Consider the following 21,835-nt stretch of genomic DNA (forward strand, 5'->3'; position numbering starts at 1 on the left):
ACTATTCGGCGGCCGCCTTGTGGAAGATCGCGATCTGGTTGAGGAAGGCGCGCACCAGCGCGGGCTTGAGCGGCTTGTGCTGAACGGCGATGTCCTCCTCCTCGGCCAGATCGCGGACCTCCTGGGTGCGGTCGGCCGTGATCAGCAGCGCCGGGATATGGCGCTGGTAGTGCTCGCGCAGGATCGTCACCGCATCGACGCCGCTTGCGCCATTGTCGAGATGATAGTCGGCGATGATCACGTCGGGAACGATATCGATGGCGCGCGCCTCCTCGTGCCCCCGCGCCACGTGAACCTCGGCGCCCCAGCCGCCGAGCAGCACCCGCATGCCCTCCAGGATCGCCTCCTCATTATCGATGCAGAGCACCTTGAGCCCGGCGATCGCCTGCCCGGGCAGCTTGCCGGCCGGTTTGGCCGCGGGTTGAGCGCTGTCGACGCCCGCCTCGGCCAGCGGAACGGACAGGCGAAACACCGTCCCCTCCCCCGGCGCGGAAGTCATCGAGACCGGGTGCTCCAGCATCCGCGCCAGTCGATCGACGATCGACAGGCCGAGGCCCAGCCCCTGCGCCGCGCGCGCGCCCTCGTCCAGCCGCGTGAACTCCTTGAACACGCTTTCGGCCTTTTCGGCGGGAATACCGATGCCGGTGTCATGAACCTCGATCACCGCGTGATCGCCCCTCAGCCTGGCGCCCACCAGCACCTTGCCGCTGACCGTATATTTGATCGCGTTTGACACGAGGTTCTGCACCAGCCGCCTCAACGCCTGCGCATCCGAGCGCACCTTGAGCGAAGACGGCACCACAACGAGTTCCAGGCCCTTTTCATCGGCGAGCGGCCGGAAATCGGTCTCGACCCGCTTCAGCGTGTCGCCGAGATTGACGGTGGTGAAATGCGGCTTCATTGCGCCGGCATCGAGCCGCGAGATATCCAGCACCGCGCCGAGAATATCCTCGACCGATTGCAGGGCGGAATCGATCTTGTCGGAGAAGTCGCGGACCTCGCTTGCCGCCGGCAACCTTTCGCCGAGCGCGGTGGCATAGAGGCGGGCGGCGTTGAGCGGCTGGAGAATGTCGTGGCCGGCGGCGGAGAAGAACCGGGTCTTGCCGATATTCGCCTCGTCGGCCGCCGCCCGCGCCAGCCGCAGCGCCTTGTTGACCTCGGTAAGCTCGGCGGTGCGGGCTGCAACGCGCTGCTCCAGCGTCTCATTGGCCTGTTTGAGCGCGAGGTCGCCCTCGACGCGACGGGTAATATCGGTGAAGGTTACCACCATGCCGGCATCGGGCATGGCGCGCGACTGCACCTCGATGATCCGCTTGCCGCTTTCCAGCACCAGCGGAAAGGCGGTTTCGTGGGCGCGCAGCTTGCGCAGCGCCTCCTTCGCCTCATCGCCGGTCAGATCGCCGCGCGAGGACAGCCGGCCGATGATGTTGATCAGCGGATAGCCGACCTGGCCGACCTCTTCCGGCAGGTCGAGCAGCGCGCGAAACCGCTTGTTCCAGACGGTGAGCCGGTTGGCGGCGTCGAAGACGGCGATCCCTTCATCCATCTGCGACAGCGCGGTCTGCAGCAGGCCCTGATTATACTGCAGCGCCTCGCTCGCCTGATCGAGCAGGAAGGCGGCGTCGCCCGAGGCCGCCTCGGCACGCTGCAGCACCAGCGACAGCACCAGCCGCGCCGATGACGAGCCGATGGCGGTGCCCAGCAATTGCTCGGAGAAATGGATGAGCGCCATATCGGCCTGCTCGTCATCGGCCATCCTGCGCCCGGCCGTCCGCTCGAAGGTGGCGAATGACCGCGCCGTTCTCTCCGAGCCGAGATAGCCTTTCAGCGTCTCACGCAGCACGCCGACGGACACGCCAGTGCCGATGCCGCGCGCGGTCGACTGCCAGCGCGCCTGGCGCTTGACGAAAATGCCGGACTGGATGCGCTCCAGCGGTCGCGCCGGGCGGCTGAGCGAGCCGATCACGAGGCCGGCAATATTGACCAGCAGTGACAGGCAGGTGACGTTGAGCAGGATATCGGCGTCCGGGCCGGTGAACAGGCTCGTCCCAGGAATGAGGAAATTCATCACCATGCCGGCGACGGCGGATTGATCCGGCCCGCCGAGGCTCGGCACGAACAGCAGATAGACCCAGGTGACGAAGCCGAGCGACAGGCCGACGATCGCGCCGCGGGCATTGGCATTGCGCCAGACAAGGCCGATGAACAGCGCTGGCGCCACCTGGGCAATCGCCGCGAATGCCAAAAGCCCGATCGAGAACAGGCCGCGATCGCTGTCGATATGGCGGTAATAGGCATAGCCCAGCAGCATGACGCCGAGGATCGAGGCGCGGCGGACATTGAGCAGCAGCGCGTAGAAATCATGCCGCCGCCCTTCGCCGGCCATCATCCGCCTTCTCAGGAAGATCGGGTTGACGATATCGTTCGACAGCATGATCGCCAGCGCCACGGAGGCGACGATGACCATGGCGGTGGCGGCCGAGAAGCCGCCCAGAAACGCGATCAGCGAGATCAGCCGCTGGCCGGCGGCGATCGGCAGTTGCAGCACGTAGAGATCGGGATCAGCGCCGGGGCCAAGCGTCATCGCCCCGCCGATCGCCACCGGCAGCACCAGAATGTTGATCGCGATCAGATAGAGCGGAAACAGGAAGCGGGCGAGGTTCAACTCGCCTTCCGAGCGGTTTTCGACCACGGTGACATGAAACTGGCGCGGCAGAAGCAGGATGGCGCAGGCCGAAAGCCCGGTCAGCAATATCCAGCGGCTGATCGGCGTCTCATAGCTGAGGGCCGCGGCCGTCACCGCGTTTTCGCGCGCCTGGGTCAGAAGATCGGCAGGCCCGTCAAACAGAATGAACAGCGCGAACAGGCCGACCGAGGCGAAGGCCACCAGCTTGATCACGGATTCCATCGCGATCGCCAGGATCAACCCGTCCTGGTGCTCCGTGGCATCGGTGTGGCGGGTGCCGAACACGATGGCGAAGCTTGCCAGCGCCAGCGTGACCGCGAGCGGCAGGCCGACGCCATAGGCAGCGCCCGCCGACAGGAAACCGGTTTCGCCGCCCACCATGACCGAGACCGAATCCGAGACCGCCTTCAATTGCAGCGCGATGTAGGGGATGGCCGCGGCGAGCGAAATGATCGCCACAAGGGCCGCGACAATGGGGTTTTTGCCATAGCGGGCGGCCAGGAAATCGGCGACGGAGGTCAGCTTTTCCGCCTTCGCCAGCGTCACGATGCGCCGGACCACCGGCATGCCGACGGTGAATACCAGAATGGGACCGATATAGATGCCGAGGAATTCCAGCCCGCGCGTTGACGCCAGCCCGACGCCGCCGAAATAGGTCCAGGAGGTGCAGTAGACGGCAAGCGAGAGCGCATAGACCATATTGCGCCCGTCGCGCGGCCGCATCTGCCGCTTGGCCTGCCGATCGCCAAAACTGGCGACGGCAAACAGCAGCAGGATGTAAAGCAGCGCCGACAACAATATCAGCCAGCCGGGCAACATCCGTTCATTCTCCCGTTTCCGATTGCGGCGCTCCCGGCCGCAGGCCTCCACGATATGCCAAGGCCTGCGATTTTCAAATGCGACTGTCGCAGCACACCCATCAAAAGAATCAATTGATCAAAGCTTGAAATTCATGCATTCACCATCCGCGCCGTTTTATGACTGGCGCGACAGGAGACCACGCATGCGCCTTACCGAAAGCCTCAGCCGCCGCGCCCTCGAAGCGCCGGAAAGCGGCATCGTCGAGATCATCAATCACGCCCGCGGCCGCGACAACCTGCTGCCGCTGTGGGCCGGCGAAGGCGACCTCCCCACGCCCGCCTTCATCAGCGACGCCGCCAAGGCGGCGCTCGACAATGGCGAGACTTTCTACACCTACCAGCGCGGCATTCCCGAACTCAGAAGCGCGATCGCAGATTATTACGCCCGCCATTTCAAGGCCCGGCTTTCGCCGGAACACATCTATGTCACTGGCTCGGGCATGCATGCGATCAAGCTGATGGTCGAGGCGCTGACGGATGTCGGCGACGAGGCGATCTATTTCACGCCGTGCTGGCCCAATATCGCGGCCGCGCTCGGCGTTTCCGGCGCCCGCAAGGTCGGCGTGCCGCTGACCTTCGCCGATGGCCAGTGGTCGCTCGATATCGGGGAGGTGGAGCGCGCGATCACACCCAAAACGCGGATGATGTTCGTCAACACGCCCGCCAACCCCACCGGCTGGACGGCAAGCCTTGCCGATCTCAAGGCGTTGCTCGACATCTCGCGCCGCCACGGCATCTGGATTCTCGCCGACGAGATCTATGCGCTCTATCACTATGCCGGCGGCCGCGCCGCCTCCTTCCTCGACATCATCGAAGAGGGTGACCGGGTGGTGTTCGCCAATTCGTTCTCCAAGAACTGGTCGATGACCGGCTGGCGCGTGGGATGGGTCGTGGCCCCGCCCGAACTCGGCGACGCGATCGAAAACCTGGTGCAGTACACAACCTCGGGCGTCGCCCAGTTCATGCAGCGCGGGGCCGTTGCGGCAGTGACGACGGGGGATGATTTCGTTGCCGAGAACATCGCGCGGGCAACGGCCGGCCGAGACATCTTCTGCGACCGGCTGCTTGCGACCAACCGGGTCGAGACGCTGAAACCGGCCGGCGCGATCTATGCCTATCTGAAGATCGACGGCATCACCGACAGCCGCAGGGCGGCGCTCGATATCGTCGACAAGACCGGCGTCGGCCTTGCTCCCGGCTCCGCCTTCGGCAACGCAAGCGACCCCTTCCTGCGCGCCTGCTTCCTGCGCAATGGCGATCAACTCGCCGAGGCAGCCGACCGGCTTGCGGATTATATTGCGAAGCTTTGAGGGGCGGCGTAAAAACATAACCGCATAGCCCCCAATATTCTCTCCCGCTGGCGGGAGAGATGCCCCGAAAGGGGCAGTGAGGGTGGCGCGGCATCTCAAATCGTGACGGCGTTCGCGGTGATAGTCTCCCCCCTCACTGTCGCTTTCGCGACATCTCTCCCCTCCGGGGCGAGAAGATTGGGGGGCTATGCGGCAAGCCCGATGCTGTCACCTCGCGTTCAATAAGGGAAAATCGTGCGGCAAGAACCGCCCCCTACAGCTTCACCCGCCCCTTTACCAGTTGATCCTCCCACGCCAGCGCGTGTTTCACGATCGTGTCGAGGTCGTCATATTTCGGTTCCCAGCCGAGGATTTCGCGCACGCGGGCTGAATCGGCCACCAACGCCGGCGGGTCGCCGGGACGGCGGTCGGACATGTCGACGCGGAAGTCGACGCCGGAGACCCGCTTGATCGCGTCGACCACCTGCAGCACCGAGAAGCCGTGGCCATAGCCGCAATTGGCGACGAAGTTCTCGCCGCCGTTAAGAAGATGCATCAGCGCCTTGACATGGGCGTCGATCAGGTCGGTGACGTGGATGTAATCGCGCAGGCAGGTGCCGTCCGGCGTCGGGTAGTCCGTGCCGAACACCTCCATGCGGTTACGCCGGCCGGTCGCGGCCTGGGCGGCGATCTCGATCAGATGGGTGGCGTGTTCGCGGGTCTCGCCGGTGCGACCCGCTGGATCGGCGCCGGCGACATTGAAATAGCGCAGCGCCGCATATTTGAGGCCGTAGGCTGCGGCGCTGTCGCGCAGCATCACCTCGGTCATCAGCTTCGACCAGCCATAGGGCGAAACCGGCTGCAGGTTCTGCTCCTCGTCCAGAAGGTCCGCGCCGGGCTCGCCGTAAACAGCGGCGGTCGAGGAAAACAGAAACGCCTCGACCTTGGCGGCGACCGCCGTTTCGATCAGCGCGCGGGATTTGACGGTGTTGTTGTCGTAATAGGTCAGCGGGTCCGCGACCGAATCCGAAACCACGATCGAGCCGGCGAAATGGGCGATCGCGTTGATGCCCTCATCGGCGATCAGCCGGCTGACCAGCTTCCGGTCGGCGATGTCGCCCTTGACGAGCTTCGCCGCCGACGGCACCAGTTCGCCGTGGCCCGTGGACAGATCGTCCAGCACCACCACCTTCTCGCCGCGATCGACCAGCGCATAGGCCATGTGGGATCCGACATAACCGGCGCCGCCGGTAACGAGAATGGTCATTTTGTTCTCCCTTGCCCGCCGACGCTCCGGCAGGTTGCTTCATGCGTGGCTCAGCCAGCGAGATAATGGATATCGGACAGGCCGCGCAAGCGGGCGGCCGCCTGTTCCGGGGTCAGGTCGCGCTGCGGCGTGCCGAGCAGTTCAAAGCCGACCATGAATTTCTTCACCGTCGCCGAGCGCAACAGCGGCGGATAGAAATGGGCATGCATCACCCATTCGTCATGGGCCGCGCCATCGGTCGGGCGCTGGTGAAAGCCCATCGAATAGGGAAACGAGGTTGCGAACAGATTGTCGTAGCGGATCGTGACCTTGGACAGCGCCTCGGCAAGCTGCACCCGCTCATCGGACTCCATTTCCTCCATCGAGCGGATATGGCGCTTCGGCAGCACCATGGTCTCGAACGGCCACACCGCCCAATAGGGCACCAGCACAACGAAGCCGTCATTTTCAAACAGGATGCGCTCGCCGAGCGCCCGTTCCTGCGCGAGATAGGCCATCAGCAGCGGCGTGCCGTGCTGATCGTAATAGGCGCGCTGGGTTTCGGTCTCTTTGGCGGCGGCATTCGGCAGGTTGCGGCTTGCCCAGATCTGGCCATGCGGATGGGGGTTGGAACAGCCCATCATCGCACCGCGGTTCTCGAAAATCTGGACATAGCCGATATCCGGCCGCGCGCCGAGTTCAAGATATTGCTCGACCCAGGCATCGACAACCCTCGCGATGTCATCGACCGCCATACGGGCAAGCGTCAGGTCGTGGCGGGGCGAAAAGCAGATCACCCGGCAGATGCCGCTCTCGCCCTCCGCCATCAACAGCCCGTCGCGGAAGCTCTCGGCGGGCGCATCTTCGGTCAGCGCGGCGAAATCGTTGTCGAACACGAAGGTGTGCGTGTAATCGGGGTTCTTCGCACCGTTGATGCGGGTATTGCCGGCACAGAGATAGCAGTCCGGATCATGGGCCGGCATGTCCGGCACCTCGGCGTCCTCCACCTGCCCCTGCCAGGGGCGTTTGGAACGATGCGGCGATACCAGCACCCACTCGCCGGCAAGCGGATTGTAGCGACGATGCGGATGATCGGTGAATGTGTTCATGTCTACGCTCAATCCGTAAGGGGCCCGACGCCATTTTTCGGCGCACAGGCAAAGATTTCCGATATGTGCCCGGTGGCATCCTGATAGGCGGTGCGGACAGTGGCGATGAAGCTTTCCACCGCGCCGCTTTCCACCAGCGCCACCACCGAACCGCCGAAGCCGCCGCCGGTCATGCGCGCGCCATAGACGCCCTTCTGCGCCTGGGCGATATCAACGAGGCGATCGACCTCCTCGCAGGAGATTTCGTAATCGTCGCGCATGGAAACATGCGAGGCGTTCATCAGTCGTCCGAACGTGTCGAGATCGGAATTCTGCAGGGCTTCGGCCGCCTGCAGCACGCGCTCGTTCTCCGTGACGATATGCCGGCAGCGGCGATAGGTGAGGTCCGGCAGGAAATCGCGGTTCTCCTCGAGGTCCTCGAAGCTGACGTCCCTGAGCGCCCGGATTTCGCCGAGCGCCGGACGGAGCAGCCTCACCCCATCCTCGCAGGACTGGCGGCGCTTGTTGTACTCGCCATCGGCCAGCGCGTGGTGAACCATGGAATTGGCGACCACGATCCGCGCCCTCTGATCGATCGGAACGGGCCGGCTCGCAAGCGAGCGGCAATCGATCATCAGCGCGTGATCGACCACGCCATTGCAGGAGATGAACTGATCCATGATGCCGCAGCGCATGCCAACAAACTCGTTTTCCGCCTTCTGGCACAGCTTCGCAAGCTCGACCGTGTCGACCTCACGACCTGCAAGCGAGAGCAGGGCGTAGCCGACCACCACCTCGAGCGCCGCCGAGGACGAGAGCCCCGCGCCGACCGGCACCGTGGAAGAAACCACGATATCGGCGCCCGAGAGCCTCACCCCCGATGCCTCCAGCATCACCGCAACGCCAAAGGCATAATCGGTCCAGTCGCCGCGCGGTTCGGGTTTCGCGCCGTCGAGGTCGATTTCGGCGGACTTGCCGTTGTTGAGGGAGTGAATGCGGATCACCCGGTCGGGCCGGACGGTCGCCGCGGCCTGCGCCTCAAATTCAAGCGCCGCCGGCATCACGAAGCCGTCATTGTAATCAGTATGCTCGCCGATCAGATTGACCCGCCCGGGCGCGCGAAAGAACTGCGGCTCGCCGTCGAAATGGTCCAGAAAGCGCGCGCGCAACACGTCAACCGTAGGCATTGCAAATCCTCCCAATTCATGCCGCGTGCATTTGGGGTAGAAAACCCGGCCGCGTCAAGATGCGGTGCAATCGCGGAAAGCCGCGCCGTTTGCAGCGATCTGCAGGCAACTCGCCGACGGCTGTGTTCTGGCGGCCGGGCACATTTGGCACAGCCGAGTGAATCAATTGGCTCACAAACGTCTCCCACATTCCGGGTCATCCTCGGACTTGACCCGAGGATCCAGGACGCCGGGCACGAGGTCGCTGCAAATATTTGCAAATTCAGAGGCTCAAGCTGCCTGGATGCTCGGATCAAGTCCGAGCATGACTCAAGCACGAGGTTCGGATGACACATGATGGTCAATGCTGGTGCTTTGTCAGCAGTCTGGTGACTGAATCTTCTTGCGAATGATTTGCAATAGCGTTTGACAGACATGCCGAACATTGCCATATTAGTTGCAAATAATTCTTAACTGCATTAAAGGGAAAAAGATGAGCCTTGCCAGAACCGTAGCCGTGGCGGCGATCGCCATGATCGGAACCTCCGCGCTTGCCGCCGACAAGCCGAAAGTGGTCACCACCTTCACCGTGATCGCCGACATGGCGGAAAACGTCGCGGGCGAGCATGCCGAGGTGGTTTCGATCACCAAGCCGGGCGCTGAAATCCACGGCTATGCCCCGACCCCGCGCGACATTCTGAATGCCCGTGGCGGCGACATCATTCTTTCCAACGGGCTCAATCTCGAACGCTGGTTCGAGAAATTCCTGCAGAATCTGGGCGATGTGCCCAATGTCGTGGTCTCCGACGGCATCGATCCCATCGACATCGCCGGCGGCGAATATGACGGCAAGCCCAACCCCCATGCCTGGATGTCGTCGGACAATGCCGAAATCTATGTAATGAATATCCGCGATGCGCTGATCGAGATCGATCCCGAAAACGCCGAGGCCTACACGGAAAACGCCCGCGCCTATGCCGAGGAGATCGCGGCCCGGCTTCAGCCGATGCGCGCCATGCTGGCCGACGTGCCGGAGGAAAAGCGCTGGCTGGTGACGAGCGAAGGCGCATTTTCCTATCTGGCCCGCGACCTTGATCTGAAGGAACTCTATCTCTGGCCGGTCAACGCCGACCAGCAGGGCACGCCGCAGCAGATCCGGCACGTGATCGACACCATGAAGGAGAACGATATCCACGTGATCTTTTCCGAAAGCACGGTTTCCGACAAACCCGCCCGCCAGATCGCCCGCGAGACCGGGGCGGACTATGGCGGCGTGCTCTATGTCGACAGCCTGAGCGAGCCGGACGGCCCGGTGCCCACCTATCTCGATCTCTTGTCGGTCACCACCGAAACCGTGGCGAAAGGCCTCACCGAATGACAAAAGCAGAGCCCGGCCTTGCGGTGCAGGGGGCAACCGTCACCTACCGCAATGGCCACACGGCGCTTGCCAATGCCAGTTTCGAGATCCCGCGCGGCACGATCACGGCGCTGGTCGGGGTCAACGGCGCGGGCAAATCGACGCTTTTCAAGGCGATCATGGGCTTCGTGCCGCTTGCCCGCGGCACGGTCGAAATCCTCGGTCAGCCGGCGCGCGCGGCGCTGAAACAGAACCTCGTCGCCTATGTTCCGCAGGCCGAGGAAGTCGACTGGAATTTTCCGGTGCTGGTCGAAGACGTGGTAATGATGGGGCGCTACGGCCATATGGGCTTCATGCGCCGCCCCTCCCGCACCGATCGCGACATGGTCGCCGCCGCCCTCGAACGGGTCAATATGACCGCCTTCTCCAAACGCCAGATCGGCGAGCTTTCCGGCGGCCAGCGCAAGCGGGTGTTTCTGGCCCGCGCGCTGGCTCAGGAAGGGCAGGTCATCCTGCTCGACGAGCCCTTCACCGGCGTCGACGTGAAGACCGAGGAGCAGATCATCGCGCTTCTCGGCGAACTGCGCGACGAGGGCCGGATCATGCTGGTCTCGACCCACAATCTCGGCTCGGTGCCCGAATTCTGCGACCGGGCGGTGTTCGTCAAGGGCACCGTGCTGGCCTATGGCCCGACCGAAACCACCTTCACCCAGGCCAATCTGGAGAAGGCCTTCGGCGGCGTGCTGCGCCATTTCGTGCTGGAGGGTCCTGCCCTGCACGACGACGAGGACACGCGGCGGCTGAAGGTGATCACCGATGACGAGCGGCCATTCGTGATCTACGGCGAGCGCGGAACCGATACGGCGCCGACGGCAAGCCGGGGAAGAGGCGGCGATGCTTGACCGGCTGATTGAACCGCTTGCCTATGGCTACATGGTGAACGCGATCTGGGTCAGCGCGCTGGTGGGCTGCGTCTGCGGCTTTCTCTCCGCCTATCTGATGCTGAAGGGCTGGTCGCTGATCGGCGACGCTTTGTCCCATTCCATCGTGCCGGGCGTTGCCGGCGCCTATATGCTCGGCTTGCCGTTCTCGCTCGGCGCCTTTGCCGCCGGCGGCCTTGCCGCGGGCGCGATGCTGTTCTTCAACAACAAGACCAGGCTGAAGGAAGACGCGATCATCGGCCTGATCTTCACCGGCTTTTTCGGTCTCGGCCTGTTCATGGTCTCGATCTCGCCGGTTCCGATCGACATCCAGACCATCATCATGGGCAATGTGCTGGCGATCACGCGTTCCGACACCATCCAGCTCGCCATCATCGGCGGCGTGACGCTGGTCGTGCTGGCAATCAAGTGGAAGGACCTGATGGTGGTGTTCTTCGATGAGAACCACGCCCATTCGATCGGCATCAACCCGAATGCGATGAAGGTGCTGTTCTTCACGCTGCTCGCCGCCTCCACCGTGGCGGCGCTGCAGACGGTCGGCGCGTTTCTTGTGATCGCGCTGGTGGTCACCCCCGGCGCGACCGCCTATCTTCTGACCGACCGCTTCCCGCGCCTGATCGCGCTTGCTGCCGTGATCGGCGCGGTCACCTCGGCGCTCGGCGCCTATATCTCCTATTTCCTAGACGGCGCCACCGGCGGCGTGATCATTGTCATGCAGACGGCGCTGTTCCTGATCGCCTTCGCATTTGCGCCCAAGCACGGGCTGCTGGCCGCAAAGCGACGGGCACGCCTTGCGCTTAAGGAGGCCAGGCCATGAGCGATTTCTGGATGATGGCCACATTTCCCTTCCAGCTCGATTTCATGCTGAAGGCGTTCGCGATCACGCTCATGGTCTCGGTTCCGATGGCGCTCTTATCCTGCCTTCTGGTGCTGAAAGGCTGGTCGCTGATGGGCGATGCGGTTTCCCATGCGGTGCTGCCAGGCGTGGTGCTGGCCTATATGATCGGCCTGCCGCTCGGCCTCGGCGCCTTCGTCGCCGGCATGGTCTGCGCACTGTCGACCGGTTTCCTTGCGGAAAACAGCCGGGTGAAGGAGGATACGGTGCTCGGCATCGTGTTCTCCGGCATGTTTGGGCTGGGCCTCGTGCTTTACGTGAAGGTCCATTCCGCCGTCCATCTCGACCACATCCTGTTCGGCGACATGCTGGGGATCAACGGAGGCGACCTGATAGAGGCCGGGCTGATCGCGCTTGCGGCAACCGCCTTTCTGGTGCTGAAGCGCAAGGACCTGCTGGTCCATGCCTTCGACGAGCAGCACGCCCGCGCCATTGGCCTGCCGACGAAGATGCTGCATTACGGCCTGCTGATCGTGCTGTCGCTGACGGTGGTTGCGGCGCTGAAAGCGGTCGGCATCATCCTGTCGGTCGCGCTGCTGGTCGCGCCGGGCGCGATCGCGTTCCTGTGGACGCGGCAATTTTCGACAATGCTGCTGGTGGCGCTTGCCGTGGCGACGGGCTCGACGCTTGTCGGCATCTATGCCAGCTTCTACATCGACAGCGCCCCCGCCCCCACCATCGTGCTGGTGATGACGCTCGCCTTCATCGCGAGTTTCGTGCGGACCATGCTGGTGGCCGGACGCCGCGCGCGTCAGGCGGTCTCCACATCCCAGTAGAGCGGGAATTTCGGATCGAAGACGGTGACCGGGCCGGCCCCGGTCTCCCGCTTCTCCGGATATTCCACGGGCTCGTCGCGCTTGACCAGCGTGATCGTCTCCTCATTCGGCTTCAGACCGTACCAGGCCGGACCGTTGAGCGAAGCGAAGGCTTCGAGCTTGTCGAGCGCGTCCTCGTTTTCGAACACATGAGCGAGGCAGCTCATCGTGTTGGGCGCGGTGTAGATGCCGGCGCAGCCGCAGCCGCATTCCTTGGCGGGATCGACATGGGGCGCTGAATCCGTGCCGAGGAAGAACCGCTTGTCGCCCGAGGTCGCGGCCGCCACCAGCGCCTTGCGGTGTTCCTCGCGCTTGGCGACCGGCAGGCAGTAATAATGCGGGCGGATGCCGCCGACGAGGATATCGTTGCGGTTGATGATCAGATGATGGGTGGTCAGCGAGCCGGCAAGGTTCTTGCGCGCGCCCTTGATGTAATCGACCCCGTCCCTGGTCGTCACGTGCTCCATGGTAATCTTCAGCTCAGGCAGCCGCCACCTGATCTTGTCGAGCACGGTTTCGATGAACACGGCCTCGCGATCGAATATGTCGACATCCTTGTCGGTGACCTCGCCATGGACACAGAGATTGAGACCGATCTCGGCCATCTTCTCCAGCACCGGCATGGCATTGTCGATATTGCGCACGCCGCTGGCCGAGTTGGTCGTGGCGCCGGCCGGATAAAGCTTGACCGCCTTGATCAGACCTTCGCTGAAAGCCGATGCGACATCGGCGGGCTCGGTCGTCTCGGTCAGGTACAGCGTCATCAGCGGCGTGAAGGACATGCCGGCCGGAACGGCTTCGCGGATACGGTTGCGATAGGCTTCTGCGTCAAGGGCCGTCACGACAGGCGGCACAAGGTTGGGCATGATGATCGCGCGGGCGAAATGGCGCGCGCTGTCGCCGATCACGCCCTCCATCATCGCGCCGTCGCGCAAATGCAGGTGCCAGTCATCGGGGCGGCGGATCGTCAGGCTGTTCATTAAGTGTCTCCAGAGGACGTGTTCATCGCGGACATAGGGCTTTCTGCCTGAAATTGGAAGTTAAGCCGGTTCATGGGAGACTCCAATGCGAAAAAACAAGCTGACTGAACGCTTCATCTAAACCCCGGAACCACGTCTATCCCTCTTTATCAGACTTTTACGAACAAAAGGCTTGACCTGATTTGAAAGTCCACGCGATCCTATGAATTATCATGATCTCAGCGCAGAAATCAGGCAAAACCGCGTGGTGAATTCGGCCACGGAACGACCGTCAATCGCCCTTCGCGAAATTTTTAACTTAACACTCTAGAACCCAGATGGCGCGCCTGGAACCAACCTTGAATGATCGTTGGGGCGCTCGATTGGAAATTTGAATTTAACGCCCCCAAGCACGTAGAACCATGGAGAGAACGTGAAGTACCGACGGGAGATTGATGGGCTACGTGCGGTAGCGGTTTTGCCGGTAATTATCTATCATGCCGGTTTCGATCTATTTCCAGCAGGTTTTCTTGGAGTAGACGTATTCTTCGTGATCAGTGGTTACCTTATTACACTGATAATTTCCCAGGAAGTCTCCGAAGGCCGGTTTTCGGTTATCGATTTTTACGAGCGACGTGCCCGACGTATTCTTCCTGCACTTTTCGCAATGCTGGCGGTCACAACCATCGCATCATGGTTGATCCTGTATCCGAGTGATTTCAAACGCTACGGCGAAAGTCTCTTCGCAACGGCTGCGTTTCTCTCGAATGTCTATTTCTTTATTACAAGCGACTATTTTTCACCTGCAACAGAACTTATGCCTTTGATCCACACGTGGAGCCTTGCAGTTGAGGAACAATTCTATATTTTTTTCCCGCTCCTGCTTCTGCTTCTTGCTCGGTTTCGGGCAGGGGTCACCCTGGCAGTCGTTTTCACTCTCACTGTGCTCAGCCTTGGACTGGCTCAGTTCTTGATTGGAAAAGACGGATCGGCAACGTTTTACCTTCTGCCCACACGCGCTTGGGAACTCGGATGTGGAGCGCTTTGCGCGCTTTGGAGTCGGAAGCCCGCCCGGCCCAGGAGTAATTTTGCGACGACCGTCGGCCTGGCAATGATCATCATATCGATGACGCTTTTCGAAACGTCCGTTCCGACGCCTTCCATATGGACCACGGTCCCGGTTCTCGGGACCACACTTGTCATATTCTTTGGCAGTGAAAGCGGCGTTGCAGGTCGGCTGTTGAGTGCCCGTCCAACGGTCGCTATCGGCCTGCTAAGCTATAGCGCCTATCTTTGGCACCAGCCCTTGATGGCACTTACCCGGCAACAGATGGGAATTGAACCTCCCTGGCCGGTAATGCTTTTCTTGTCTATTCTGACCTTCGCGCTCGCCTATCTTTCTTGGCGCTTCATTGAACAGCCCTTTCGACGCCGCCAATATGGACCTTTGCCCTCGCGCCAGAGTATTTTCGCAGCTTCGGCCACAGGGTTGATCATTTGCCTCAGCCTTGGTCTCTTTTTGCATTTCGCAAAAGGGCTCCCTGGCCGCATGAACGCCGAAACCGCGGCAATACTTTCAGCTGCTCGAGATTCAAGCCCAAAAACGCGAACCTGTCTGGTAAAAATCGACACCAAAAGCACGCTGCCTGAGCTTGCGCCAGACGCCTGTCTCTGGCCGTCAAAAACAACCCAGAACAAAGGTCTCATTGTGATTGTTGGCGACAGCCATGCCAACGCTTTTGCTGGCAGCCTTTCGGAACTACTCCCCGAAGCGGGATACGACTTTAGGCAGGTAACGGTGGTCGGTTGCGCTCCATTTGTCGGCTTTCATATCGAACGGCCTAAACGCGATTGCCACGCTGCGAACTTGGCGATCGAAAACATCGTTCGCGCCATGCATCCTGAACGCATCATCCTCGCTTGGCGCGGCACGAACATGTATGCTGAACCGTTCGACAACGGAGAAGGTGGAGTTGACATGGATGCCGACGGCGAGATGGCTCTGGACACGGAATTTTACCCAGATTTGGCAACAGCTGATCGAAAGTACCAAGCTGTCGAAATCTTTCGGAGAGGGATAGATCGATGGGCAGAGAGCAGCCCGCTTATTTTGGTGGGTCCCGTACCCGAAGCAGCATGGAAAGTGCCCCAAACCTACGCTTGGTTCCGAAAAACAAAGAATGCGCACCAGCTTTCTACAGACCGCTCTCACTTTGAAGCGCGCAACGACAGAACCCTTGAGCTCCTCGGTGAACTGGCTGCAGAGAAAAAAGCTGACGTGGTCTTTCCTCACGACTATCTATGCAATGCAGAGCGTTGCTTCAACGCTCGGGATGAAGAGGTATACTACACCGATGATGATCATCTATCGATGGTTGGAGCAGGTTTGATTACACCGGCGATCTTGGATTTGTTAGAAAAGCAATCCGGCTCGAGGTGAATAGATGCTCATGCAGTGAGTTTTCGAGAACTTCGACTGTCTTCTGTCAACCCGCAGGCTTTATGCCACGAAACTGAATATTGATCTCATCGACGCCAGAATTCCGACGGACAGGCGCGTTTCATCTTGTCACGATGGAACGCTATAAGACCATGACACGCCGCAACAGAGTTTCAAATCCGCGTTTGATGTTTTAGATAAGGAAGACCATTCGAGCGGAGATAACCACATGACAGCACCACGCATCGACATCAATTGCGACATGGGCGAGAGCTTCGGCGCATGGGACAAGGGTGACGATGCCGAGATGCTGAAGATCGTCTCCTCGGCCAATGTCGCCTGCGGCTTCCATGCCGGCGATCCCGATACGATGGCGAAAACCTTCGTGCTGGCGCGCGATCGCAATGTCGCCGTCGGCGCCCATCCGGGCTTTGCCGATCTCATGGGCTTCGGGCGCAGGCGCATCCCCTACTCCGCGACCGAGATCGAGCGTCTGGTCGCCTATCAGATCGGCGCGGCGCAGGCGATGGCGCAATATGTCGGCCATCCGATTACCCATGTGAAGGCCCATGGCGCGCTCGGCAACCTCGCGCAGGAGGACAGCGAGGTCGCCCGCGCGGTCTGCAATGCCATCAAGGCGGTCGACCCCGCGCTGATCTGCCTCGCGATCGCGCTTGGCGAACAGCAGCGCATCGCAGAAGAAATGGGGCTGACGGTGGTGTCTGAGATTTTCGCTGACCGGGCCTATGGCGATGACGGCGTGCTGGTTTCACGCAGCCTTCAGGGCGCGGTGATCCACGACCCTGAAGAGGCCGCGCGTCGTGTCGGCGAGATGGTGCGCGAAGGCGCGATCATCACGCTTTCCGGCAAGCGCATCCCGACCGCGATCGATTCGATCTGCGTCCATGGCGATACGCCCGAAGCCATTCCGATCGCGGCTTCCGTGCGGGCAGGCCTTGAAAAACAGGGCTATGCCATCGCCAATTTCATCCACTGATTGCTACCCATATATCCGGCAGCGCGAAAACCGTTTCCGATTTTCGCGCTTATGCGCTAGGCACGAACCGGCCCTTCCGCTTGCCAAAGGCGGGGCATGACAAGGCCGGAGACGCCCATGACCGACAGCACCGCTTTCCGCAACATCAACATCCTGACCATGGCCCAGGCCGTGGGCGGCGCAGCGCCGCCGATCGTGATCTCGCTCGGCGGCATTATCGGCACGGTGCTGGCGCCCGATCCTGCGCTCGCGACCTTTCCGGTCAGCCTCTACAACGTTGGCGTGGCCATCGGCACACTGCCGGCGGCATGGGTGATGCGCCGCTTCGGTCGGCGCGAGGGCTATATCTTCGGCGCCATGATCGGCATCTGCGGCGGGCTTCTTGCCGCAACCGCCATCACCGCCGGCCTGTTCCTGCTGTTTTGCCTCGCGATCATGACCGTCGGGCTTTACGGCTCCTATATCCAGAGCTTCCGTTTCGCCGCCGCCGACACCGCCGAGGGCGACATGAAGGCCAAGGCGATCTCGCGGGTCATGGTCGGCGGGCTGGCAGCCGCCATCATCGGCCCGCAGGTGGCGATCTGGACGGTCGATGCCGTGCCCGGCCATCCCTATGTCGCAAGCTTCATCGGGCTATCCGTGCTGGCGTTCCTCACGCTGCTGCTGGTCTCGCGGCTGAAGATACCGCGACCTGTTGCGGTTTCGATCTCCGGCGGACGGCCGCTGTCCGAGATCGCCCGCTCGCCCCGTTTCATCATGGCCGCCGCGACCGGCGTCGTTTCCTATGCGCTGATGGCCTTCATCATGACGGCGACGCCGCTCGCCATGATCGCCTGCGGCCATTCGGTCGGCCAGGCGACGCTCGGCATCCAGTGGCACGTGCTGGCGATGTTCGGGCCGAGCTTCTTCACCGGAAGGCTGATCGCCCGCTTCGGCAAGGAGACGATCGCCGCGACCGGTCTGGCGCTGATTGCCGGTTGCGCGGTAATCGCGCTTTCAGGACTCGGGCTCACGCATTTCTGGCTGGCGCTGATCCTGCTCGGCGTCGGCTGGAATTTCGGCTTTATCGGCGCAACCGCGATGATCACCGACTGCCACACGCCGGAAGAGCGCGGCAAGGTGCAGGGTCTCAACGATTTCCTCGTCTTCGGCTCCACCGCCACCGCCTCCTTCCTCGCCGGCGCGCTGGTGCATATCGACAATGGCTGGAGCATGATGAACTGGCTGGTGTTCCCGGCCGTGGCGATGGTTCTGGTTCCGCTGATGTTCAGCCGCAGGCTTTTCGCGCGGGCGGGCTGACGACCTCATCGTGCTGCGCCCCGGTTACGGCATGCTCTTCGACGCCATGTGGCGCGCCGTCCATTCGGCAGCGACGGCAGCCCATTCCGCTATGTCGGATTGCCCGGCGGCGCGAGCCTTCGCCGCCAGCGCGTTCTGGCGAACCACCGCATGCGACAGGATAGCCTCGGCCGGACATGCCGCCAGCCCGTAGCCATCAGCAAAAACGGCAAGTCGCCGCAACTGCTCGGCACCGGAATAATCGTCATTGCCGATATCGAGCCAGGTAAAGGCAGAATAACCCAGATCCCAAAGCCTTGTCCCGGGTGCAAGCGTGTCGAAATCGATCACGGCATACGGCAGGCCATCCCGGAAAACGGCATTGGTGGGCGAGAAATCATTGTGACAGACGACTTCGGCGGCAGCCTCTCCGACGGCCGGAAACCCCGCTGTGGCGTCATGAAACCGTCTTAGCAAACCAGCAGCGGCAGCCAGGGCAGCATCCTCAAAATGGCCTAGTTCGGAGGGCACACTACCCTCGATATAGGTCAGGACCGCCCTGCACTTGTCATCGCGCCCACGAAAGCGTGGAGCGCCGGAAAAACCCGCGATCTCCAGATAAGTAAGCAAGGATTCGGCAAGGCCCTCACGCAAAGGCCGGCGCACCGTGTAGCCGAGCCGCACCACCCCAGGAGTAAAGCGGCCGCCGGAAAGGGAAATCTCCTCTTCGTCCATGCCGCTCTCCTGAAAACTCAATCCTTGTGACGCCGAGCCGGGAACAGGATGACGTCGCGGATCGAGGGGCCGTTGGTCAGGAGCATGATCAGGCGGTCGATGCCGATGCCCAGCCCGCCGGCGGGCGGCATGCCGTGGTCCATGGCGTTGAGGAAATCCTCGTCCAGACGCTTCTCGGTCTCGCCGCGTGCGTGAGACTGTTCAAGCTGTTCCACCATGCGGCGGCGCTGCTCGACCGGGTCGTTCAGTTCGGAAAACGCATTGCCGAGTTCCCAGCCGTTGACATAGGTCTCGAAGCGCTCGACGAGGCGCGGCTCGCCCGGCACTTCCTTGGCGAAGGGCGAGATGTCCTTCGGGAAATGGGTCACGTGAGCGGGCTGGATCAGCGTGTCCTCGACCTTCTCCTCGAAGATGAAGGCGAGGCATTCGCCCCAGGTCCAGTCGTCCTCGATCTCGAAGCCGGCGGCCTTGGCGGCAGCGCGGGCTTCCTCGTCGGTCGCGATCGCGCGGAAATCGATGCCGGTGGCCTCCTTGACCGCATCTGGCATCGGCACGCGCCGGAACGGGCCCTTGAAGTCGAGTTCGATCTCGCCAAAGGGCAGCTTTGTCTGGCCGTGGAGCGTGATGGCGAGCGTCTCGAACATGCGTTCCACGAGGCCCATCATGTCCTCGTAGTCGGCATAGGCCCAGTAGCACTCCATCATCGTGAATTCGGGATTGTGCCGGGTCGACACGCCTTCATTGCGGAAGTTGCGGTTGACCTCGAACACCTTGTCGGTCAGCCCCGAGACGAGGATGCGCTTCAGGTAAAGCTCCGGCGCAATGCGCAAGTACATGTCCATGTCGAGCGCATTGTGATGCGTCTTGAACGGATCGGCCGTCGCGCCGCCATAGATCGACTGCAGCATCGGGGTCTCGACTTCCATGAAGCCCTCGTCCTCCAGGAAGCGGCGGACGCCAGACAGCACCTTGGAGCGCTGGATGAAGCGCAGCTTGGAATCCTCGTTGCTCATGATGTCGAGATAGCGCTGGCGATAGCGCGTCTCGATATCGGCCAGCCCGTGATACTTCTCGGGCATCGGCTTCAGCGCCTTGGTGAGGATGGTGAGTTCCTGGGCGTTGATCGTCAGCTCGCCGCGCTTGGTGCGGCGCACGACGCCGGTGACGCCGACGATGTCGGCGAGATCGACCAGCGACCACAGTTCGCGCACGTCTTCCGGCGTCGTGTCCTTGTGCGAGAAGATCTGGATCTTGCCGGAGGCATCGCGCAGGTCGACGAACATGCCGGAATTGCGCATCGAATAGACGCGGCCGGCGACGGTGACGACATCCTCGGTGGTGACGTCATCGGGAAGGTCGGCATATTTTTCGGCCAGTTCCGCATTGGTCATCGTGCGGTGGAAATGCGCCGGATAGACGTCGCCGATCTTTTCGCGCAGGATTTCAAGCTTCTGGGCGCGGACTTCCGTTGCGTCGGAGGAGAGTTCTTCTGTCTTCTTGTTCATCTTACTTCTTTGCCTCTTCTGCGACCATGCCCGCGACGACGCCCTCGGCCGTCTTCAGCCGCTGGCGCACGACCGCACGGCCGAGAATGGCCATACTGTCAAACAGCGGCAGCGACCGCGACGAGCCGGACATGGCGACGAACAGCGGCGCGACAACCGTGCGCAGTTTCTTGTCCATGTCTTCGGAAAGCTGGCGCAGCGCCTCCTCGATGGTGGTGACGTTCCACTCGACCAGCTTTTCCAGCACCGGCTGGACGGCCTGTAGGATCTCGAGGATTTCCGCCGGATTGGTCTTCTTGATCTTGGCGAAGGCTTCGGCCTCCGGCACCATGTCCGACTGCAGCAGGAAGCCCATCAGCGCCGGCAGCTCGCCGAGCTTGGTGATCCGGCTCTGGGAAAGTTTCAGCCCTTCCTTCAGCCGCGCGTTCTCGGACGCCCAGGCGGCGACGCGGAGGATGAAATCCTCTTCCGTCAGCGTTTCGCGCAGGAACCTTCCGTTCAACCATTCGAGCTTCTGGGTGTCGAACACCGCGCCGGACTTGTTGAGATTGTCGGCGTCGAACTGCGCGATGAGTTGGTCCATCGTCATCAGCTCTTCGCCCTCGGCGATCTGGATGAAGAACAGGCCGAGGAAGTTCATGAGCGCTTCCGGCAGATAGCCGAGCGCCGAATAATAGGAGATCGAGGTCGGGTTCTTGCGCTTCGACAGCTTCGACTTGTCGGGATTGCGCATCAGCGGCAAGTGGAAGAACTGCGGCGGCTCGAGCCCGAGATAGGTGTAGAGCAGGATGTGCTTCGGCACCGAGGCGAGCCACTCCTCGCCGCGCGCCACATGGGTGATCTTCATCATGTGGTCGTCGACGACGTTCGCCATGTGATAGGTCGGCATGCCGTCGGCCTTGAGCAGCACCTGCATGTCGACCGCGTCCCACGGGATTTCGACATCGCCGTAGACGCCATCGGTGAACTTGCACGATCCTTCGGTCGGGATCTTCATGCGCACGACATTGGGCTCGCCGGCCTCGATGCGGGCCTTCACCTCCTCCGCCTTCAGATGCATGCAGAGCCCGTCATATTTCGGAGCCCTGCCCTCGGCGCGCTGGCCGGCGCGCATGCGCTCCAGCCGCTCCGGCGTGCAGAAGCAGTGGAAGGCGTGGCCTTCTGCGACCAGACGGTCGACATAGGGCTTGTAGAGGTCCTTGCGGTCGGACTGGCGATAGGGGCCGTAGGGACCGCCAACATCCGGGCCTTCCGCCCATTCCAGCCCGCACCATTTCAGCGCGTCGAGCACGTTCTTCTCGAATTCCGGCGTCGAGCGCGTCGCGTCGGTATCCTCGATGCGCAGAATGAAGGTGCCGCCCATCTTCTTGGCGTAGAGATAGTTGAACAGCGCGGTGTAGGCGGTGCCGACATGCGGCTCGCCGGTCGGAGATGGCGCGATGCGCAGGCGCGGGCCGGTTGTGCTCATTGTTCTTGTCCGTGGCGCCGGGCAGGCCGGCAGCTTCCCTGAAAGTGCTGAATGTGCTGGGCCGCGGCAGGTCTTTGGAGGCGGCGGCCCGTTCAGGCCAGCCTTAGGCC

At 62.1% G+C, this 21,835-nt stretch carries 16 protein-coding genes; 8 read left to right on the top strand and 8 right to left on the bottom strand.

Annotation, left to right across the window (positions count from 1 at the left end; genetic code table 11):
• Window position 1: 1 nt before the first annotated feature.
• Window positions 2-3,505: a PAS-domain containing protein gene (locus Mame_RS21325; RefSeq protein WP_018064388.1), complete on the bottom strand. Its 3,504-nt coding sequence runs from the start codon at window positions 3,503-3,505 to the stop codon at window positions 2-4.
• Window positions 3,506-3,689: 184 nt separating this feature from the next.
• On the opposite strand from Mame_RS21325, the gene Mame_RS21330 reads away from it, so the two are divergent.
• Window positions 3,690-4,856 (top strand): pyridoxal phosphate-dependent aminotransferase, encoded by a 1,167-nt coding sequence (locus Mame_RS21330; RefSeq protein WP_018064387.1) that lies wholly within the window; start codon window positions 3,690-3,692, stop codon window positions 4,854-4,856.
• Between the two features lie 253 nt (window positions 4,857-5,109).
• Here the strand turns inward: Mame_RS21330 and galE are convergent, their stop codons facing one another.
• The 3 genes from galE to Mame_RS21345 are packed head-to-tail and all read right to left on the bottom strand — an operon-like array spanning window position 5,110 to window position 8,356.
• A complete protein-coding gene (gene galE, locus Mame_RS21335) occupies window positions 5,110-6,102 on the bottom strand; it encodes a UDP-glucose 4-epimerase GalE (RefSeq protein ID WP_018064386.1) in 993 nt (330 codons plus the stop codon).
• A gap of 50 nt (window positions 6,103-6,152) precedes the next feature.
• Entirely contained in the window at window positions 6,153-7,190 is a 1,038-nt protein-coding gene (locus tag Mame_RS21340; RefSeq protein WP_018064385.1) for a UDP-glucose--hexose-1-phosphate uridylyltransferase, read from the bottom strand.
• A gap of 8 nt (window positions 7,191-7,198) precedes the next feature.
• Complete coding sequence (locus Mame_RS21345) at window positions 7,199-8,356, bottom strand: galactokinase (protein ID WP_018064384.1); 1,158 nt, start codon at window positions 8,354-8,356, stop codon at window positions 7,199-7,201.
• A gap of 511 nt (window positions 8,357-8,867) precedes the next feature.
• On the opposite strand from Mame_RS21345, the gene Mame_RS21350 reads away from it, so the two are divergent.
• Genes Mame_RS21350 through Mame_RS21365 form a run of 4 tightly spaced genes read left to right on the top strand, consistent with a single transcriptional unit; the run spans window position 8,868 to window position 12,304 of the window.
• On the top strand, window positions 8,868-9,713 hold the full coding sequence (locus Mame_RS21350; RefSeq protein WP_412768645.1) for a metal ABC transporter substrate-binding protein: 846 nt from the start codon (window positions 8,868-8,870) through the stop codon (window positions 9,711-9,713).
• Window positions 9,710-10,594: a manganese/iron ABC transporter ATP-binding protein gene (locus Mame_RS21355; protein WP_018064382.1), complete on the top strand. Its 885-nt coding sequence runs from the start codon at window positions 9,710-9,712 to the stop codon at window positions 10,592-10,594. The genes Mame_RS21350 and Mame_RS21355 overlap by 4 nt, the downstream gene beginning before the upstream one ends.
• On the top strand, window positions 10,587-11,450 hold the full coding sequence (locus Mame_RS21360) for a metal ABC transporter permease (protein WP_018064381.1): 864 nt from the start codon (window positions 10,587-10,589) through the stop codon (window positions 11,448-11,450). Before Mame_RS21355 ends, Mame_RS21360 begins: the two co-directional genes overlap by 8 nt.
• Window positions 11,447-12,304, top strand: a complete 858-nt coding sequence (locus tag Mame_RS21365) for a metal ABC transporter permease (RefSeq protein WP_018064380.1) — start codon at window positions 11,447-11,449, stop codon at window positions 12,302-12,304. The genes Mame_RS21360 and Mame_RS21365 overlap by 4 nt, the downstream gene beginning before the upstream one ends.
• Here the strand turns inward: Mame_RS21365 and pyrC are convergent.
• Window positions 12,280-13,323, bottom strand: a complete 1,044-nt coding sequence (gene pyrC, locus Mame_RS21370) for a dihydroorotase (protein WP_018064379.1) — start codon at window positions 13,321-13,323, stop codon at window positions 12,280-12,282. The genes Mame_RS21365 and pyrC overlap by 25 nt on opposite strands.
• 412 nt (window positions 13,324-13,735) lie before the next feature.
• Here pyrC and Mame_RS21375 point away from each other — a divergent pair, with 412 nt between their 5' ends.
• The 3 genes from Mame_RS21375 (at window position 13,736) to Mame_RS21385 (ending at window position 18,038) form a co-directional block, all read left to right on the top strand.
• Window positions 13,736-15,742: an acyltransferase family protein gene (locus Mame_RS21375; protein WP_018064378.1), complete on the top strand. Its 2,007-nt coding sequence runs from the start codon at window positions 13,736-13,738 to the stop codon at window positions 15,740-15,742.
• Between the two features lie 229 nt (window positions 15,743-15,971).
• Window positions 15,972-16,739 carry a LamB/YcsF family protein gene (locus tag Mame_RS21380; RefSeq protein ID WP_018064377.1) on the top strand — a complete coding sequence of 256 codons (768 nt, stop codon included), beginning with the start codon at window positions 15,972-15,974 and terminating at the stop codon, window positions 16,737-16,739.
• 117 nt (window positions 16,740-16,856) lie between these two features.
• Window positions 16,857-18,038 (top strand): MFS transporter, encoded by a 1,182-nt coding sequence (locus Mame_RS21385; RefSeq protein WP_018064376.1) that lies wholly within the window; start codon window positions 16,857-16,859, stop codon window positions 18,036-18,038.
• Window positions 18,039-18,062: 24 nt separating this feature from the next.
• Here the strand turns inward: Mame_RS21385 and Mame_RS21390 are convergent, their stop codons facing one another.
• The 3 genes from Mame_RS21390 to gltX are packed head-to-tail and all read right to left on the bottom strand — an operon-like array spanning window position 18,063 to window position 21,725.
• A complete protein-coding gene (locus Mame_RS21390) occupies window positions 18,063-18,752 on the bottom strand; it encodes a phosphotransferase (protein ID WP_018064375.1) in 690 nt (229 codons plus the stop codon).
• A 17-nt stretch (window positions 18,753-18,769) separates the two neighbouring features.
• Window positions 18,770-20,257, bottom strand: coding sequence for a lysine--tRNA ligase (gene lysS / locus Mame_RS21395; RefSeq protein WP_018064374.1), 1,488 nt, complete (start codon window positions 20,255-20,257; stop codon window positions 18,770-18,772).
• Window position 20,258: 1 nt separating this feature from the next.
• Window positions 20,259-21,725, bottom strand: a complete 1,467-nt coding sequence (gene gltX / locus Mame_RS21400; protein WP_018064373.1) for a glutamate--tRNA ligase — start codon at window positions 21,723-21,725, stop codon at window positions 20,259-20,261.
• Window positions 21,726-21,835: the final 110 nt, after the last annotated feature.

The organism is Martelella mediterranea DSM 17316 (assembly GCF_002043005.1).
GTDB lineage: Bacteria > Pseudomonadota > Alphaproteobacteria > Rhizobiales > Rhizobiaceae > Martelella > Martelella mediterranea.

Bases quoted from the DNA above. Each gene is read 5' to 3' on its own strand.
- Mame_RS21365 (WP_018064380.1), top strand. From the start codon at position 11,447: ATGAGCGATTTCTGGATGATGGCCACATTTCCCTTCCAGCTCGATTTC.
- Mame_RS21385 (WP_018064376.1), top strand. From the start codon at position 16,857: ATGACCGACAGCACCGCTTTCCGCAACATCAACATCCTGACCATGGCC.
- pyrC (WP_018064379.1), bottom strand. From the start codon at position 13,323: ATGAACAGCCTGACGATCCGCCGCCCCGATGACTGGCACCTGCATTTG.
- Mame_RS21390 (WP_018064375.1), bottom strand. From the start codon at position 18,752: ATGGACGAAGAGGAGATTTCCCTTTCCGGCGGCCGCTTTACTCCTGGG.
- galE (WP_018064386.1), bottom strand. From the start codon at position 6,102: ATGACCATTCTCGTTACCGGCGGCGCCGGTTATGTCGGATCCCACATG.
- Mame_RS21340 (WP_018064385.1), bottom strand. From the start codon at position 7,190: ATGAACACATTCACCGATCATCCGCATCGTCGCTACAATCCGCTTGCC.
- Mame_RS21330 (WP_018064387.1), top strand. From the start codon at position 3,690: ATGCGCCTTACCGAAAGCCTCAGCCGCCGCGCCCTCGAAGCGCCGGAA.
- Mame_RS21355 (WP_018064382.1), top strand. From the start codon at position 9,710: ATGACAAAAGCAGAGCCCGGCCTTGCGGTGCAGGGGGCAACCGTCACC.
- Mame_RS21325 (WP_018064388.1), bottom strand. From the start codon at position 3,505: ATGTTGCCCGGCTGGCTGATATTGTTGTCGGCGCTGCTTTACATCCTG.
- lysS (WP_018064374.1), bottom strand. From the start codon at position 20,257: ATGAACAAGAAGACAGAAGAACTCTCCTCCGACGCAACGGAAGTCCGC.
- Mame_RS21380 (WP_018064377.1), top strand. From the start codon at position 15,972: ATGACAGCACCACGCATCGACATCAATTGCGACATGGGCGAGAGCTTC.
- Mame_RS21360 (WP_018064381.1), top strand. From the start codon at position 10,587: ATGCTTGACCGGCTGATTGAACCGCTTGCCTATGGCTACATGGTGAAC.
- Mame_RS21350 (WP_412768645.1), top strand. From the start codon at position 8,868: ATGATCGGAACCTCCGCGCTTGCCGCCGACAAGCCGAAAGTGGTCACC.
- gltX (WP_018064373.1), bottom strand. From the start codon at position 21,725: ATGAGCACAACCGGCCCGCGCCTGCGCATCGCGCCATCTCCGACCGGC.
- Mame_RS21345 (WP_018064384.1), bottom strand. From the start codon at position 8,356: ATGCCTACGGTTGACGTGTTGCGCGCGCGCTTTCTGGACCATTTCGAC.